Origin of the sequence: Citrobacter sp. TBCP-5362, assembly GCF_005406305.1 — a bacterium.
GTDB classification, from domain to species: Bacteria; Pseudomonadota; Gammaproteobacteria; order Enterobacterales; family Enterobacteriaceae; genus Citrobacter_B; species Citrobacter_B koseri.
The window spans coordinates 2,533,383-2,548,400 of sequence record NZ_CP040234.1; the positions used below are offsets into that span (position 1 = coordinate 2,533,383).

The 15,018-nt window shown below is 51.4% G+C and carries 18 protein-coding genes; 7 read left to right on the top strand and 11 right to left on the bottom strand.

The features are described 5' to 3' along the window. Nucleotides 1-95 precede the first annotated feature (95 nt). Complete coding sequence (gene ghoS / locus FD428_RS12100) at nt 96-383, top strand: type V toxin-antitoxin system endoribonuclease antitoxin GhoS (protein ID WP_012132615.1); 288 nt, start codon at nt 96-98, stop codon at nt 381-383. 110 nt (nt 384-493) lie between these two features. Continuing rightward, entirely contained in the window at nt 494-1,354 is an 861-nt protein-coding gene (locus FD428_RS12105; RefSeq protein ID WP_024130386.1) for a fructosamine kinase family protein, read from the top strand. Nucleotides 1,355-1,433: 79 nt separating this feature from the next. Here the strand turns inward: FD428_RS12105 and FD428_RS12110 are convergent, their stop codons facing one another. Beyond that, nucleotides 1,434-1,970, bottom strand: coding sequence for a YniB family protein (locus tag FD428_RS12110; protein ID WP_012132617.1), 537 nt, complete (start codon nt 1,968-1,970; stop codon nt 1,434-1,436). A gap of 148 nt (nt 1,971-2,118) precedes the next feature. Here FD428_RS12110 and hxpB point away from each other — a divergent pair, with 148 nt between their 5' ends. From hxpB to tcyP, 4 genes are all read left to right on the top strand, one after another. Next, nucleotides 2,119-2,787 carry a hexitol phosphatase HxpB gene (gene hxpB, locus FD428_RS12115; RefSeq protein ID WP_012132618.1) on the top strand — a complete coding sequence of 223 codons (669 nt, stop codon included), beginning with the start codon at nt 2,119-2,121 and terminating at the stop codon, nt 2,785-2,787. A gap of 148 nt (nt 2,788-2,935) precedes the next feature. After that, the gene (gene kduD, locus FD428_RS12120; protein ID WP_047457368.1) at nt 2,936-3,697 is read left to right on the top strand and encodes a 2-dehydro-3-deoxy-D-gluconate 5-dehydrogenase KduD; all 762 of its coding nucleotides are present in this window, start codon (nt 2,936-2,938) and stop codon (nt 3,695-3,697) included. Nucleotides 3,698-3,782: 85 nt separating this feature from the next. Then, nucleotides 3,783-4,385, top strand: a complete 603-nt coding sequence (locus FD428_RS12125) for a metal-dependent hydrolase (protein ID WP_077956894.1) — start codon at nt 3,783-3,785, stop codon at nt 4,383-4,385. A gap of 132 nt (nt 4,386-4,517) precedes the next feature. Beyond that, complete coding sequence (gene tcyP, locus FD428_RS12130) at nt 4,518-5,909, top strand: cystine/sulfocysteine:cation symporter (RefSeq protein ID WP_047457375.1); 1,392 nt, start codon at nt 4,518-4,520, stop codon at nt 5,907-5,909. Nucleotides 5,910-5,958: 49 nt separating this feature from the next. Here tcyP and cedA read toward each other — a convergent pair whose 3' ends face one another. The 8 genes from cedA to osmE all read right to left on the bottom strand — a co-directional run bounded on the left by cedA (nt 5,959) and on the right by osmE (nt 12,307). Further along, nucleotides 5,959-6,222: a cell division activator CedA gene (gene cedA, locus FD428_RS12135; RefSeq protein WP_196050445.1), complete on the bottom strand. Its 264-nt coding sequence runs from the start codon at nt 6,220-6,222 to the stop codon at nt 5,959-5,961. Between the two features lie 176 nt (nt 6,223-6,398). Beyond that, nucleotides 6,399-7,157, bottom strand: coding sequence for a chitin disaccharide deacetylase (gene chbG / locus FD428_RS12140; RefSeq protein WP_114848543.1), 759 nt, complete (start codon nt 7,155-7,157; stop codon nt 6,399-6,401). A gap of 12 nt (nt 7,158-7,169) precedes the next feature. Beyond that, nucleotides 7,170-8,525 carry a 6-phospho-beta-glucosidase gene (locus tag FD428_RS12145; RefSeq protein ID WP_114848544.1) on the bottom strand — a complete coding sequence of 452 codons (1,356 nt, stop codon included), beginning with the start codon at nt 8,523-8,525 and terminating at the stop codon, nt 7,170-7,172. Between the two features lie 123 nt (nt 8,526-8,648). Further along, nucleotides 8,649-9,491 (bottom strand): transcriptional regulator ChbR, encoded by an 843-nt coding sequence (gene chbR, locus FD428_RS12150; RefSeq protein ID WP_012132626.1) that lies wholly within the window; start codon nt 9,489-9,491, stop codon nt 8,649-8,651. Between the two features lie 7 nt (nt 9,492-9,498). After that, nucleotides 9,499-9,849 (bottom strand): PTS N,N'-diacetylchitobiose transporter subunit IIA, encoded by a 351-nt coding sequence (gene chbA / locus FD428_RS12155; protein WP_012132627.1) that lies wholly within the window; start codon nt 9,847-9,849, stop codon nt 9,499-9,501. A 50-nt stretch (nt 9,850-9,899) separates the two neighbouring features. Further along, nucleotides 9,900-11,258: a PTS N,N'-diacetylchitobiose transporter subunit IIC gene (gene chbC / locus FD428_RS12160; protein ID WP_114848545.1), complete on the bottom strand. Its 1,359-nt coding sequence runs from the start codon at nt 11,256-11,258 to the stop codon at nt 9,900-9,902. Nucleotides 11,259-11,344: 86 nt separating this feature from the next. Continuing rightward, nucleotides 11,345-11,665: a PTS N,N'-diacetylchitobiose transporter subunit IIB gene (gene chbB / locus FD428_RS12165; protein ID WP_114848546.1), complete on the bottom strand. Its 321-nt coding sequence runs from the start codon at nt 11,663-11,665 to the stop codon at nt 11,345-11,347. A gap of 300 nt (nt 11,666-11,965) precedes the next feature. Then, nucleotides 11,966-12,307 carry an osmotically-inducible lipoprotein OsmE gene (gene osmE / locus FD428_RS12175; protein WP_012132630.1) on the bottom strand — a complete coding sequence of 114 codons (342 nt, stop codon included), beginning with the start codon at nt 12,305-12,307 and terminating at the stop codon, nt 11,966-11,968. Between the two features lie 228 nt (nt 12,308-12,535). On the opposite strand from osmE, the gene nadE reads away from it, so the two are divergent. Further along, nucleotides 12,536-13,366 carry an ammonia-dependent NAD(+) synthetase gene (nadE, locus tag FD428_RS12180; protein WP_114848547.1) on the top strand — a complete coding sequence of 277 codons (831 nt, stop codon included), beginning with the start codon at nt 12,536-12,538 and terminating at the stop codon, nt 13,364-13,366. A 98-nt stretch (nt 13,367-13,464) separates the two neighbouring features. On the opposite strand, the gene ves is transcribed toward nadE, so the two are convergent. Continuing rightward, nucleotides 13,465-14,040 carry an environmental stress-induced protein Ves gene (ves, locus tag FD428_RS12185; RefSeq protein ID WP_047457383.1) on the bottom strand — a complete coding sequence of 192 codons (576 nt, stop codon included), beginning with the start codon at nt 14,038-14,040 and terminating at the stop codon, nt 13,465-13,467. A gap of 172 nt (nt 14,041-14,212) precedes the next feature. Further along, nucleotides 14,213-14,701, bottom strand: a complete 489-nt coding sequence (spy, locus tag FD428_RS12190; protein ID WP_047457387.1) for an ATP-independent periplasmic protein-refolding chaperone Spy — start codon at nt 14,699-14,701, stop codon at nt 14,213-14,215. Nucleotides 14,702-15,018 lie beyond the last annotated feature (317 nt).

A 15,018-nucleotide genomic window follows, 5' to 3' on the forward strand; every position in this document is an offset into this window, starting at 1 on the left:
CCCTCCTTATTACGAGGGGGTTTCAGCGGCAAAGCTATCAGCATACGAATTAACCGACTATGCTAAAAAATCATGTGATTACAAAGAGGTGATTTATGGCCAGTGGTGATGTCATCCGCTATGTCATAACCGTGAAATTTCATGAAGACTCGCTGACAGAAATTAACGAGTTGAACAACCATCTGACGCGGTGCGGTTTTCTGCTCACCATGACCGACGAGCAAGGGCATGTACATGAACTGGGTACCAACACATTTGGTTTTATCAGCGCCCTGAGCGAAGATGAGATCGCCGCGCTTACCGCCGGGCTGGCGGAAAGCGCTTTAGATAAGAAACCAGAAATATCGGTCATGACATGGGAGGAGTGGACTAAAGACCGATAATATCAGTGCCATTGTGCAAAAACGCGTCTACGGTGTGCGTTAGCTCGTGTTTTTTCACCGCATTTATGCGCTAACCTTATGATCTGGCAGACAACATGGGGAGAGACATCATGTGGCAGGCTATCAGTCGTCTTTTAAGCGAGCAATTAGGTGAAGGCGAAATCGAACTGCGTAATGAACTGCCCGGCGGAGAGATCCATGCCGCATGGCATTTACGCTATGCGGGACGCGATTTTTTCGTCAAATGTGATGAAAGAGAGCTCCTTCCCGGCTTTACGGCGGAAGCTGACCAACTGGAGCTGCTTTCCCGCAGTAAAACCGTCACCGTCCCGAAAGTCTGGGCGCAGGGCTCAGACAGAGACTACAGTTTTCTGGTGATGGATTATCTCCCTCCCCGTCCTCTGGATGCCCACAACGCCTTTATCCTCGGTCAGCAACTTGCCCATTTACATGAATGGAGCGACCAGCCCCAGTTTGGCCTTGATTTTGATAACGCCCTTTCCACCACGCCTCAACCCAATGCCTGGCAACGACGCTGGTCAACATTTTTTGCCGAACAACGCATTGGCTGGCAGCTTGAACTGGCGGCAGAAAAAGGCATCGCATTTGGCAATATCGATGCGATCGTTGAGCATGTTCAGCAGCGTCTGGCCTCGCATCAGCCGCAGCCTTCGCTGCTGCACGGCGATTTATGGTCAGGAAACTGCGCGCTTGGGCCTGATGGCCCCTATATTTTCGATCCCGCCTGTTACTGGGGCGACAGGGAGTGCGATCTGGCCATGCTGCCGCTGCATACCGACCAACCCCCGCAGATCTATGATGGCTACCAGTCTGTTTCTCCGCTACCGCTGGATTTTCTGGATCGCCAGCCGATTTATCAGCTCTATACCCTGCTCAATCGGGCGAGACTGTTTGGCGGGCAACACCTGGTGGTGGCGCAAAAAGCGATGGAAAGGTTGCTGGCGGCATAGCTATTGTGCCGAATGACAGCTTACAGATGCACTGAACCACAGGCCCGATAAGCGAAGCGCTATCGGGCATTTTTCATTGCTACACAAATCCAAGAAGCGAAAAGAAAACGTAGCCCAACACGATGATAATCACCGGCAGGATATAAAGCGGGAAAAACTGTAAGAAGATCGTGTGATGCGGAACCACGATGCGCGACTCAATTTGCTCGCGTGACAACCCCTCGCTGCCTTTCGCTTTTTCCAGAATAAGCTGATCTTCAACCCCTTCGCGAAGAAAACGCGCCTGGCGGCTCATCCTGGCGCCTGAGTCCTGCAATGCCAGGCCAACGAAAATCAACACAAAAATCACCCAGAAAACAATGTTCAGACTGTGTTGAAAATCCGGTGTCGGCGAGTTATACCAGAACAGGTTCAGGAACGCGGTATTCGCCCGCATCATATCAATCATAACGTGAGTAAAATCAAGCATCACCGCGTTAATCCCTTCCTGCTTTTCGCTGTGCTCATACATAAACTTCAGCAATGAAACCAGTGTGGAAATAAGCGCGGGGATAAAAATCACCCATCCCAGAATCCTTTTTAAGACAGCAATGCGTCCAGCTTGTTGATACGTCATGAGTTCCCCTTGATAAAGACGCGTCGTTTTGGCCTAAGTCTACCTGCTGATAACCAATTTCGCCTGTTCTTTAAAGGCGCTATGATACGTCATTAGCCATAATAAGCGCTTAATCCATTGTGTTTTCACCTCAAAAGGAGAGGTTGTAATGTCAACCCCGCGTCAGATTCTTGCTGCAATTTTCGATATGGATGGACTACTGATCGATTCCGAACCGCTTTGGGATCAAGCTGAACTGGAGGTCATGGCAAGTTTAGGCGTAGATATTACCCGCCGCCATGAACTCCCGGATACGCTGGGTTTACGCATCGATATGGTTGTTGACCTCTGGTACGCCCAACAACCGTGGAATGGGCCAGACCGTCAGGCGGTTACCGACCGAATCATTACCCGCGCCATTTCACTGGTTGAAGAAACTCGCCCGCTGCTCCCCGGCGTGCGCGAAGCGGTCGCGCTGTGCAAATCTCAGGGGTTAATGGTCGGTCTGGCCTCCGCTTCCCCCCTGCATATGCTGGAAAAGGTGTTGACCATGTTTGATCTGCGTGAAAGTTTCGATGCCCTGGCCTCTGCGGAAAAACTGCCTTACAGCAAGCCGCATCCGCAGGTATACCTCGATTGCGCGGCCAAACTGGGCGTTGACCCGTTAACCTGCGTTGCGCTGGAAGACTCCGTCAACGGCATGGTCGCCTCAAAAGCGGCGCGAATGCGCTCAATTGTTGTTCCGGCGGAAGAAGGCCAGCACGACCCGCGCTTTGCCCTTGCCAACGTCAAACTGACTTCGCTGGCTGAACTGACCGCAGCGCATCTGCGCGGTTAAATAGCGACGGGCGGTGGCGACATTGCCCGTTTTGCTACGCACATCTGCTTTATAAAACACTGTTTCATTTTTTATTGTATTCCTTCACCGCCTCTTCTATCCTTTTCTCAGGGCAAAAAACTGATAAAAACCGATAGCCGAGGTGAACATGATTCTGGATGCGTTTAGTCTTGCAGGTAAAGTCGCGATAGTGACCGGATGCGATACCGGGCTTGGGCAGGGTATGACGCTGGCGCTGGCGGAAGCAGGCTGCGACATCGTCGGCGTTAATCGCAAAGTCCCCCACGATACGGCAGCAAAAGTGGCGGCGCTCGGACGCCGTTTTATGGCGATCCAGGCCGACCTGAGCCAGCAACGCGCTATCCCGGCTATTGTCGCGCAAACGGTCGAACAGTTTGGCCGAATTGACATTCTGGTGAACAACGCCGGGACGATCCGCCGCGAAGACGCGCTGTCGTTTAGCGAGAAAGACTGGGACGATGTGATGAATTTGAATCTCAAATCCGTGTTCTTTCTCTCTCAGGCCGTCGCACGGCAATTCCTGAAGCAAGGTGATGGCGGGAAGATTATTAATATCGCCTCAATGCTTTCATTCCAGGGCGGCATTCGCGTTCCTTCTTATACCGCGTCGAAAAGCGGCGTATTGGGTATCACGCGGTTGCTGGCGAACGAATGGGCGGAACATCACATCAACGTGAACGCCATCGCTCCCGGTTATATGGCGACGAACAATACGCAACAGCTGCGGGATGACGCCGCACGCAGCAAAGAGATTGTTGACCGCATTCCGGCCGGACGCTGGGGCACACCTGCCGATCTGCAAGGCCCGGTTGTCTTTCTCGCTTCTTCGGCGTCTGATTACGTTCACGGCTATACCCTCGCCGTCGATGGCGGCTGGCTGGCGCGCTAATTCATGTCATTTGTGACATAGAGTTACAACGTCACCTCTTCCGCCTACTGTATAAAAACCCTATACTGTATGAATTGACAGTTTATTGGGTTTTATCATGACGGCGGAAGGCCACCTTCTTTTTTCCATTGCCTGCGCAGTGTTTGCCAAAAATGCGGAATTGACGCCGGTTCTCGCTCAGGGCGACTGGTGGCATATTGTCCCTTCGGCCATCCTGACCTGCCTGCTGCCCGATATTGATCATCCAAAATCATTTCTTGGCCAGCGTCTGAAATGGATATCAAAACCTGTCGCGCGCGCGTTCGGCCATCGCGGGTTTACGCACAGCCTGTTCGCCGTGTTCGCTATGCTTGCCCTTTTCTACCTGAAAGTGCCGGAGAGCTGGATTATTCCGGCCGATGCCCTGCAAGGAATGGTGCTCGGTTATTTAAGCCATATTCTGGCCGATATGCTGACCCCGGCGGGCGTTCCCCTGCTCTGGCCCTGCCGCTGGCGCTTCCGTCTACCGATCCTCGTTCCGCAAAAAGGCAATCAACTGGAGCGTTTTTTATGCATGGCGTTATTCGTGTGGGCTATCTGGATGCCGCAGACAATGCCCGAAAACAGTGCAGTGCGTTGGTCGTCGCAGATGATTAATATGCTGCAAATGCAGTTCGATCGCTTTATAAATCACCAGATTGCTGAGTAAACCAGCATAAATGTCATTTTTGGCATAAACAATTCCATTTGAATATAAGAGGTCGGTCACAGTTCTGCTAACCTTGCGCCAACAGGATCGCTGTCACACGGCGATACGTATAAAAAAATCAGGAGAACGGGGATGAATTTTCCATTAATCGCGAACATCGTGGTGTTCGTTGCACTGCTGTTCGTGCTGGCGCAAACTCGCCACAAACAGTGGAGTCTGGCAAAAAAAGTGCTGGTCGGTCTGGTGATGGGCGTGATCTTCGGTCTCGCCCTGCACACCGTTTACGGGTCTGACAGCCCGGTACTAAAAGACTCCGTTCAGTGGTTCAACATCGTCGGCAACGGCTATGTACAACTGCTGCAAATGATCGTCATGCCGCTGGTCTTCGCGTCTATTCTCAGTGCCGTTGCGCGTCTGCATAACGCGTCTCAGTTGGGTAAGATCAGCTTTCTGACCATTGGCACGCTGCTTTTCACTACCCTGATTGCCGCACTGGTGGGTGTACTGGTCACCAACCTGTTCGGTCTGACGGCGGAAGGTCTGGTGCAGGGCGGCGCGGAAACCGCGCGTCTGAACGCCATCGAAACCAACTATGTTGGCAAAGTCGCCGACCTCAGCGTGCCGCAACTGGTGCTGTCGTTTGTGCCGAAAAACCCGTTTGCTGACCTGACCGGCGCAAACCCGACTTCCATCATCAGCGTGGTGATCTTCGCGGCATTCCTCGGCGTCGCGGCGCTGAAACTGCTGAAAGACGACGCGCCGAAAGGCGAACGCGTGCTAATCGCTATCGATACCCTGCAAAGCTGGGTGATGAAGCTGGTGCGCCTGGTAATGCAACTGACGCCATATGGCGTACTGGCGCTGATGACCAAAGTCGTCGCAGGGTCTAACCTACAGGACATCATCAAACTGGGTAGCTTCGTGGTCGCGTCTTATCTTGGCCTGATCATCATGTTTGTGGTGCACGGTATCCTGCTGGGCGTCAACGGCGTCAGCCCGCTGAAATATTTCCGTAAAGTATGGCCGGTTCTGACGTTCGCCTTTACCAGCCGCTCCAGCGCCGCGTCCATTCCGCTGAACGTGGAAGCGCAAACGCGTCGTCTGGGCGTACCGGAATCCATCGCCAGCTTCTCCGCCTCTTTTGGCGCGACGATTGGTCAGAATGGTTGTGCAGGCCTGTACCCGGCTATGCTGGCGGTGATGGTTGCGCCAACTGTCGGTATTAACCCGCTTGATCCGGTCTGGATTGCCACCCTGGTCGGTATTGTGACCGTCAGCTCTGCCGGTGTCGCGGGCGTCGGCGGCGGCGCCACCTTCGCTGCGCTGATCGTCCTGCCTGCGATGGGCCTGCCGGTCACGCTGGTCGCGCTGCTGATTTCCGTTGAACCGCTGATCGATATGGGGCGTACCGCGCTGAACGTGAGCGGCTCAATGACTGCCGGTACGCTGACCAGCCAGTGGCTGAAGCAGACGGACAAAACCCTTCTGGACAGTGAAGACGATGCCGAACTGGCACATCATTGATCCCGCGTGATGAAAAAACCGCCTTAATCAGGCGGTTTTTTTATGCGAATTATTCGGCTATCTCATTTTCCTGGCGAACCTGATTCGCCCATCGCTGCGCCGACTCAGGAACGGTAAATGCAGGCGATCGCTGAAATGCCTCCCCCATTAAGATAAAGGCGACATACTTTCCGCGCAGTATCCATACGTCACGAAACGCGTCCATTTTTATCGCATGTTCTGGCGGCGCGGGCTCCACGCGTGGAACATAGCTGATAACCGGGCGATTTTGTTGGCGAAGAGGTTTCATCATCAGTTGTTTCACTAAAGGCAAATGCTAAAAATCAGAAAAACACTATCTTAGCTGATTTTGCCCCCGTTCGTCCCGCCTTGCATGTGCGGTTTACGCTGATGGCGACGCACCGCGTCTGGTCACGGGCGGGTAAAACAAGCGCCGTCAGGCTGACGGCATAAAAAATGCGGCGCAGCAATGCGCCGCAAACTCAGGAGTCAGACATCAAGAAAACTGCCGAGACGATACCCGCGTTCCGCAATCGCATACTTCAGCGACGCAGACGTCAGCACGTCAAGCTCAGTCAAGCGGGGGTAACAATAGGCGCTCTGACGGATGATATTGTCGATAAACGCCGGATGACACATCACTTCCAGTGACTTTTCGCCTCTGTCAGCAGAGGCATCCAGCACCCGAAGAAATAGCGCTTCTGAAATAGCGTCGCCGTAAAACTCGCTGCTAAATCCCTGCGAGCTACGTAACGCTACCGGCAGATCGTCAGCATTAAGCACCGACTGACGATCGATACGCAGAGCAACGCCGCGTTCTGCCGCAAACTGTGCCACAATGGGAAAAATTTGCGGGAACATATGCACATGGTGATGACTGTCCAGATGCGTTGGCTCACGGCCAAAAAGGTCGATAAAACGCTGATACTGACACTCCAGCTCATGCGAAATTTCATCCAGCGGCAAGGTCTCTTCCTCGGCCATTTGCCAGATCCATTTTCCCAGCAGCCCTTCACGCGTCAGGCCCGGCATCGCCGTCAGCGGCTTCCCTAAGGTGAGCACAAAATGCATCCCCACCGCCAGTTTCGGCACGTCACGGCACAGCTGCGCCGCATGGTCGATGGCGTCACCATTGACCAGCGCCGTTGTGGACGTCACAACGCCATTCCGACAAGCCTCGACAATGCCGTAGTTTTGTCCCTTGCTCAGGCCAAAATCATCCGCATTCACAATCAATAAGCGTTCCATACCCAACCTCTGTTAGTGTTGTGCGCCTTTGAGTTTCTCGATGCATTCCGCAAAATTCGGCAGCCACTTCTCGTGGGCCAGAATCAACTCCCGCGCCAGGGTTTCCGCATCGCGATCGGAGTGCACCAGCGGGCTCAGGTTAAGCGCTAACAGCACATCATTGAACTCGCCGCTCAGCGCCGCCTTACTGGCTGCGACTTCAAACCCTTTGATGGTATAGATGAGGCCCAGCACTTTTTCATCGAAATGCGTGATGCGCGGGTGCGGCGTCGCCCCATTCCGCCCTAATGTGCAGGTCATCTCCACCGCCCAGTCAGCAGGGATATTATCCACATGACCATGATGCGGGATATTAACGTAGTGTTCCGTCTGCTTATCGTTATAGATAGCGTTAATCACTTCACATGCGGCGTCGGAATAGTAAGCCCCACCGCGCTGCTCCAGCTCTTTCGGTTTGATATTCAGCTCTGGATTTTTATAAAGCTCGAAGAGCTGTTTCTCAACCTTCTGCACCACCTGAGCGCGCGCACCGCCTTTATAGTATTCGCCCATTTCAATCGCCAGCATCTCTTTTTGCTTGAAGTAGTAAAGCAGGTAGGAGCACGGCAGCATATTCAGCGAGCGAATAAGCCCTTCGCTAAACGGCAGGTCAAAAATATTTTTCACCGTTGACGCTTTTAACTGCCCGGACGCCACGCCATCCAGCAGTTCAGCAAAGCGTGATTCGCCATTTACCAGCACGTCTTTAATAAACACCATGTGATTGAGGCCAAACAGGTCGATCGACAGATCGTCACTGTCTTGCAATGCCAGCACGTCATGGATGAACATTTTCATCCCCACGGGGATATTGCATACGCCGATGAATTTCTTAAAGCGGGTGTGGCGATAAACCGCTTCTGTCACCATGCCTGCCGGGTTAGTGAAGTTAATGACCCACGCGTTCGGGCACAGTTCTTCGACATCTTTCACGATATCAAAGATAACCGGGATGGTGCGCAGCCCTTTGAACAGGCCGCCTGCGCCGTTGGTCTCTTGCCCCAGATACCCGTGACTTAGCGGAATGCGCTCATCCTGTTCACGGGCCTTCAGCTGGCCCACGCGCAGTTGCGTAGTGACGAAATCCGCCCCTTGCAAAGCCTCGCGACGATCCAGCGTTTTGTATAATTTCAGCGGGACACCAGCTTTGTCGATCATGCGCTGGCAGAGGTCAAAAATAATATCCAGCTTCTCTTTTCCGTCTTCAACATCCACCAGCCATAATTCAGAAACCGGCAATTCATGATAACGCTTAATAAAACCTTCCAGTAATTCAGGGGTGTAGCTGCTCCCGCCACCAATCGTGACGACTTTTAATTTCTGGCTCATACTTTCTCCCTTCAGTGTAAAAACACTGGCGTGTATTACGCTCTGCCCGTTCGTCAGGTATGGCGCGGGCGTCCCGCGCTATTCAGGGCAAGCGATAAAATCGTGTTGTCAGGTCAATATTGTTTACTGATTAAATTCAGTTAATTTTTTACGATAACTGTTCGGTGTAAATGAGGTCAGCTTTTTAAACGTTTTAATAAACAGACTTGGGCTACTGTAACCCGCCTCATACGCTATATCCGTTACGGAGTAGTTGGTCATTTCCAGCTGTTTTTTCGCAAAATTAATACGGATCTCATTAATAATCTGCATTGGCGTTTTGCTGTAATAACGCTGCGTTGCGCGGGTCAGATACTCCTGAGATTTTGCGGACAGGTGCACCATATTTTCCAGCGCGTTTTCACCAAACTGCGTTTTGTCGTGCATTGTCTCCACGGTCGCTTTCAGCCATTGCGGAATATCGTCAATCACCTGCTCTTCACGGTGATGGCGCAGCCGGTTAATGATGTAGAAGGTGACCACTTCTACAAACTCATCTAACCCGTTTCCCCGGAAGTTCAGCGACGCGATAACCGTTTCAATATAAGTCAGAAAAGCGCTGTTGACCCGGTATACCTGAGACGCAACAAAACAAAACGGTAATAAAGGATGATAGTGTTGTTCAAAAAAACGCTTACTGATACCAACGTTAAGAATACGCGTGGCGCCGAACTCATAGAAACTCTGGTGGTGCGATCCCAACGGGATAAACACGAAATCACCACGCTCCAGCAGCACACGTTTACCGTTGATTTCCTGATAGTAGCGCCCCGTTAACACCAGGGTAAATTCATAATAATCATGCTGATGCAGCCCACTGATGCTCTCAGTTTTGTTATAGATAAACACATGGAAATTCTTGCCGTTAAAAAGCTGTTGCTCACGAGCGGTGGCGATCTCCGGTGCGTTAACCTGTAGCTGCATCATTTATTCCTCACTGTTCCAGCTTCTCGTGAAGCTCGATTAACTCTGTAACCAGTTCCCGCGCTAACATCGACGTCATCAGGTGATCCTGAGCATGAACCAGCACCAGGCTGACTTTCATTTTACCTTCGCCCTGATCGCCTTCAATCAGTTTCGTCTGCACGAGATGCGCTTCATTGAGCGCCATCCGCGACTGCTCCATCATCGTTTTTGCCGCAGCAAAATCACCCTGCTTGGCCTGTTTCAGCGCCGCATAAGCCAGGCTGCGCGCCTGACCGGAGTTGATGATAAGCCCCATCACCACTTCTTCGAGTTCTTCAGCCTCTGACGGCGTACCCGCTACGTTTTCGAGATCCAACATACGTTTTCCTCTGGTTCAGCCCGGCATGGGGAGACCATGCCGGATTAAATTTAAAATTTCAGTGCGTTAGCGATTTCTTCTTCGCTTTCTTCTTGCTCAATTGCATTCTGCGCTTTGTTGGCGACAACCACGAAAGGCAGATAAATCAGCGTCGCGACGCCCAGGTTGAACAGTGCGACCAGCAGAGCGGCAACGCTGCCGTTGGTGTTAAAGAACGCTCCCAGACCGGTTGGCATCGTCCACGGCGCGATGTTGGTAATCGGCGGGATAATCCCCAGGTAATACGCAATCAGCGTAATGGCGGCCAGAATCGGCTGAACCAGAATGAACGGGATAAACATCACCGGGTTCATAATAATCGGCAGGCCGAACAGAATCGGTTCGTTAATCTGGAAGATACCGGACGGCAGCGCCAGTTTTGCTACCTGGCGGTAATCCGCACGACGCGAGGCCAGGAAGATAGCGATAATCAGACCCAGCGTCGCGCCACTCCCTCCGAGGAAAATATAGGAATCGAGCATCGGTTTCGCCCAGACGTGGAACGTCTTCCCGGCTTCCAGCGCCGCATCCACGGAACCAAACTGCTGATAGATGGCGATGTTTTCCAGCGCCCACGGGGTCATAATACCGCTGTCCAGCGCGGTCAATGCCAACGAGCCGTGAATACCAAAGAACCACAGCAGCGGAACAAACAGCACATAGGCCCAGCCGACCACGCTGCCCAGCGATGCCAGCGGCGTAGAAATGGTATCCATAATGATCTGGTGGAAGTTAGAACCGTAGTTCGCCAGCGCCCACGCAATGATCCCCATAATGGAGAGAATAATAAAGCCAGGAATTAACGCCGAGAATGAACGGGAAACCGACGCCGGGACGCTGTCCGGTAATCTAATGACCCAGTTGCGGCGCACAATAAAGGTAAACATTTCCGCCACGACCAGACCGATAATAATACCGGAGATAATATTCGCACCGCCCAGCCAGTTCGCGCCAACCGCATAAGCTTCGCCTACGCTATATGGCGTAACGGTCATAAAGGCCGCCACGGATAACAGCCCCGCCGCCAGCGCATCAACTTTACGCTCTTCCGCCAGCGCCATTCCGATAAAGAACGGCGCCATTAACGACATAATACCGAGCGTACCGTTATAGACGTTTCCGCCAATGCCTTTTAAGCCATTCAATGTTTCAATGGTGGAAGCATCAAGCCGAATGCCTAAAGAATAAAAAAACGACCCCTCCCCAAAGCTCAGGAAAACGTTGTTGATTAATACAAACATGGCCCCCGCAAGGGTTAACGGCATTAAGCGAATAAAGCCGTTTTTGATTGCATTAACGTGCGGCTGCTTTCCTATTTTAACAGCAAAAGGAAGGAGTACCTTTTCAAGTAAAGCAATGACGTTACTCATAGAAAAATACCCTTAAATACCGCAATAAAATATTGCGGTGAATGTTTATGAAATAACTCTTTGACGGGAAAAATTAAAACAAAAAATTAATTTGCAGCGGCTTTTTTAATTGCTGCGACAGCAGCCTTAAGCACGCCTAAACCATCGACTTTGCCGTACAGCAGCGAGTCAATCACTTCCACAGGTTTGTTGGGTAACAAACGTTGAATTTCGGGTAACATATAAGCAATTTGCGGGCCTAATAACACGACATCCGCTGCAAGACCTTTTTCTCCTGCCAGCGTCTCAGGAAATGCTTCAATAATAACCGGCACTTCATATTTCTCAGCCTGAGCGCGCATCTTCGATACCAGTAAAGAAGTCGACATGCCCGCAGAACAAAACAGATAAATGTGTTTCTTTTCCATAAAAACGATCCTCATATGCGATTATCTGTTAGCCAGCCATTCCGCAAGCCTTAACCTGCATCCATGCACTGGACAACTTGCGTAACCGAATTTACTTTTTTAGGTGGCTGAAATGAGTATACGGGATAGAACTGGCGGATGGTATTTCTTTGACTAACAAAATTGTCTCTCATTGACCTGGTGTTATGACCCCTCTCACATTTCAGGCAAATATTTCGCGACAATAAATAAGATTATCCCAGGAACAAAAAAACCGGCACACAGGCCGGTTCATACATATGCTCAGGCAATATACAGTTGTTACTGCTTCGGAGCCTGCGGATCGGTGTCATACTCTGCACAGCTCTGGTAGCCGGAGTTAATCACATGACCAGTGTCATCCAGCGCGACAAAATAGGTTTCAGCTTTACCATCACGTTGACCCAGGATGTAGGTCTGGCAAGTACCGCGCGCATGAATCATGCTCACTTCAGATGAAGGCTTACCGGCAATCTGCTCAACCTGCGACCGGCTCATCCCTTTTTTCACATCTTTTACTACAGGCTGGACAAATTGGTCTTTTGTACGATCGTACGCCGTACACCCTGCCAGCATAGTCATTACCGCCGCTGCACTCAGAATTCCTGCTATATTCTTGTTCATTTTCCGTCCTCTTGTTTATCAGCGTGTTATATAAGCCTGGAATACATCAGGGCTTTTTTCAAGCCCACAATCGATGCAACAAATCTTTCAGAAAATTCCAATTAAACAAAACGATGTCGTTTTAATGCCGTAAATTGCGCCACTCAGGCCGTGGAGTCTTGTCGTTTAGAGAGCAAAGCGTTAGCTTTAACGCAGTATATTTATTCTGAAAATCTTCGGAGGGGTTAAATGACGCTACAGCAAGAGATAATCCGGGCGCTTGGCGCAAAACCGCACATTAATGCAGAAGAGGAAATTCGCCGCAGCGTAGATTTCCTGAAAGCGTACCTGAAAACATATCCCTTCCTGAAATCCCTGGTACTGGGTATCAGCGGAGGGCAGGATTCGACGCTGACGGGCAAATTGTGCCAGACCGCAATTACTGAACTGCGTGAAGAGACAGGGAACGACGCCCTGCAATTTATTGCCGTGCGTCTGCCATTCGGCGTGCAGGCCGACGAGCAGGATTGTCAGGATGCGATCGCGTTTATTCAGCCGGACAGAGTCCTGACCGTCAATATTAAAGGCGCCGTTCTGGCCAGCGAGCAGGCGTTGCGTGAAGCAGGCATTGAATTAAGCGATTTTGTTCGCGGCAACGAAAAAGCCCGCGAACGCATGAAGGCACAGTACAGTATCGCCGGAATGACCCACGGTGTGGTGGTCGGCACCGATCATGCCGCCGAAGCGGTGACGGGCTTCTTCACTAAATATGGCGATGGCGGTACCGATATTAACCCGCTTTTCCGTCTGAACAAGCGCCAGGGAAAACAGCTGCTCGCCGCGTTGGGTTGCCCGGAACATTTATATAAGAAAGCGCCAACGGCGGATCTCGAAGACGATCGCCCTTCTCTGCCGGACGAAGCGGCGCTTGGCGTCACCTATGACAACATTGATGATTATCTGGAAGGGAAAACGCTGGATGCCAGCGTCGCGAAAATCATCGAAGGTTGGTATATCCGAACGGAACACAAGCGTCGCACACCCATTACGGTGTTTGACGATTTCTGGAAGATATCATAATCGCCGGATGGCGACGTACCGTCTTATCCGGCCTACATCACTGCATAACTCCCGTAGGCCCGATAAGCGAAGCGCCATCGGGCGCTGTCCTGTTGCACTTACTGGACGGTGTCCGGCGTATAACCCGGCAACCACGTAATCTCGCTAAACAACAGCTGTCCTTCTGGCTTCAACAACCGTAACGTGTGTTTCCCGTCATGCCAGCAGGCGCCCTGATCGGCGGTCAGGAGCTTGTCTCCCAGTTGCCAGGCGCCGCTAATAACAAACACAACGCCACCGCGCGAACCGAAGGTCGTAAACGTGCGATCGGCAACCCTGACCTTCGCCTTACAGCGATCGCGTCGGGTCATGATATTGAGATCCATCGACATTTGCCCTTCCGACAGCGTGGCTTTCACAACGCTATCGCCTGCAAACGTGAACGGCTGATGTCGCTTGAGGGTATGGGTAAACGTATTCACGCCTTCCAGCATCACCTCTCCGCCTTCCAGTAACGTAATAACGCGCTCCACGCCAGGAAAAAGGGAAAACTCCCCGTTCCCGGCGATAGACGCAATACTGGCGCGCCAGTGAAAATCCCGCGTCGCCGGAGGAAAACAACAAATCTCGCGCGTTTCGCCCGCACCATTGCGCCAGAGGTTTACCGGCATTTTACGGATATCAAAGTATTCCATTATCACTCCCGAGAAGGACGCAGCGCCATAATATGGCACATTGTTGTTATCGGCAGCAGTGAAGATTTACCTTAACGAGAAGAAAAGAAAAACCGCCGATCCTGTCCACATCGAGAAGAGATGTTGTGAACAGGACCGGCGGTCTTGAATGCGTTAGCGTAACGCTGAGGGATTACTCAGCAGGTGGTGTTGGCATTTTACCTTCCGGCGCCGGACGTTCTGTCAGACGCTTCTCAAAATTGGCATTAAACTGTTTTTTCTGTTCCGGCGTCAGAATATTGTAGATCTTATTCTGCGTTTCCATGTGCGCCAGCATATTGGCTTTGCGCTGTTCTTCCATCTTCGCAATCTGCGCTTCAGCTTTCGCCTTATCGAAGCTGTCGCTGGCGATGATATCGTGCATTGCGCGGCGCTCTTCCAGCGGTGGACGTTTCATCTGGTCACGCTGACCTTTCATAATGTCGCGGATTTGCTGTTTCTGCGCGTCGGTCAGGTTCAAATCTTTGAACATCATGTCATGATGCGGACCGAATTTGCCTTTGTGGTGCATCATCGGCTTCGCATCTGCCGGAGCAGCGGTAGTGGTATCAGCCGCGTGAGCCAGGTTCGCAGCGCCCAGCGCCAGGGTAGAGGCAACAAACAGTGCAGTTAATTTACGCATAATCTATGTCCTTCCTTTCAGTTATTCTTTCGGCGTAGCGCCGTGTTGACGAGATAAACTTTACCGCCTTAATCGTCAATTAGTCAGAGCAACGGTAAAACAATGAAAGTGTAAAAAACAATTTTTCGTCAATTATGAAGAAAAAAAGAATAAATCGAGGAGAGTTGCAATATTTTATTACAACTGGATGATTTTGCAGGGAATATGAAGAACTATACCTGACCAGTGACTATTAATAAAGCAGTTTACCAGGATTAATCCGTAATAAATCGCGATAGCACACAAAAATAAGACCCTCAGACGTTCGCCTGAGGGGG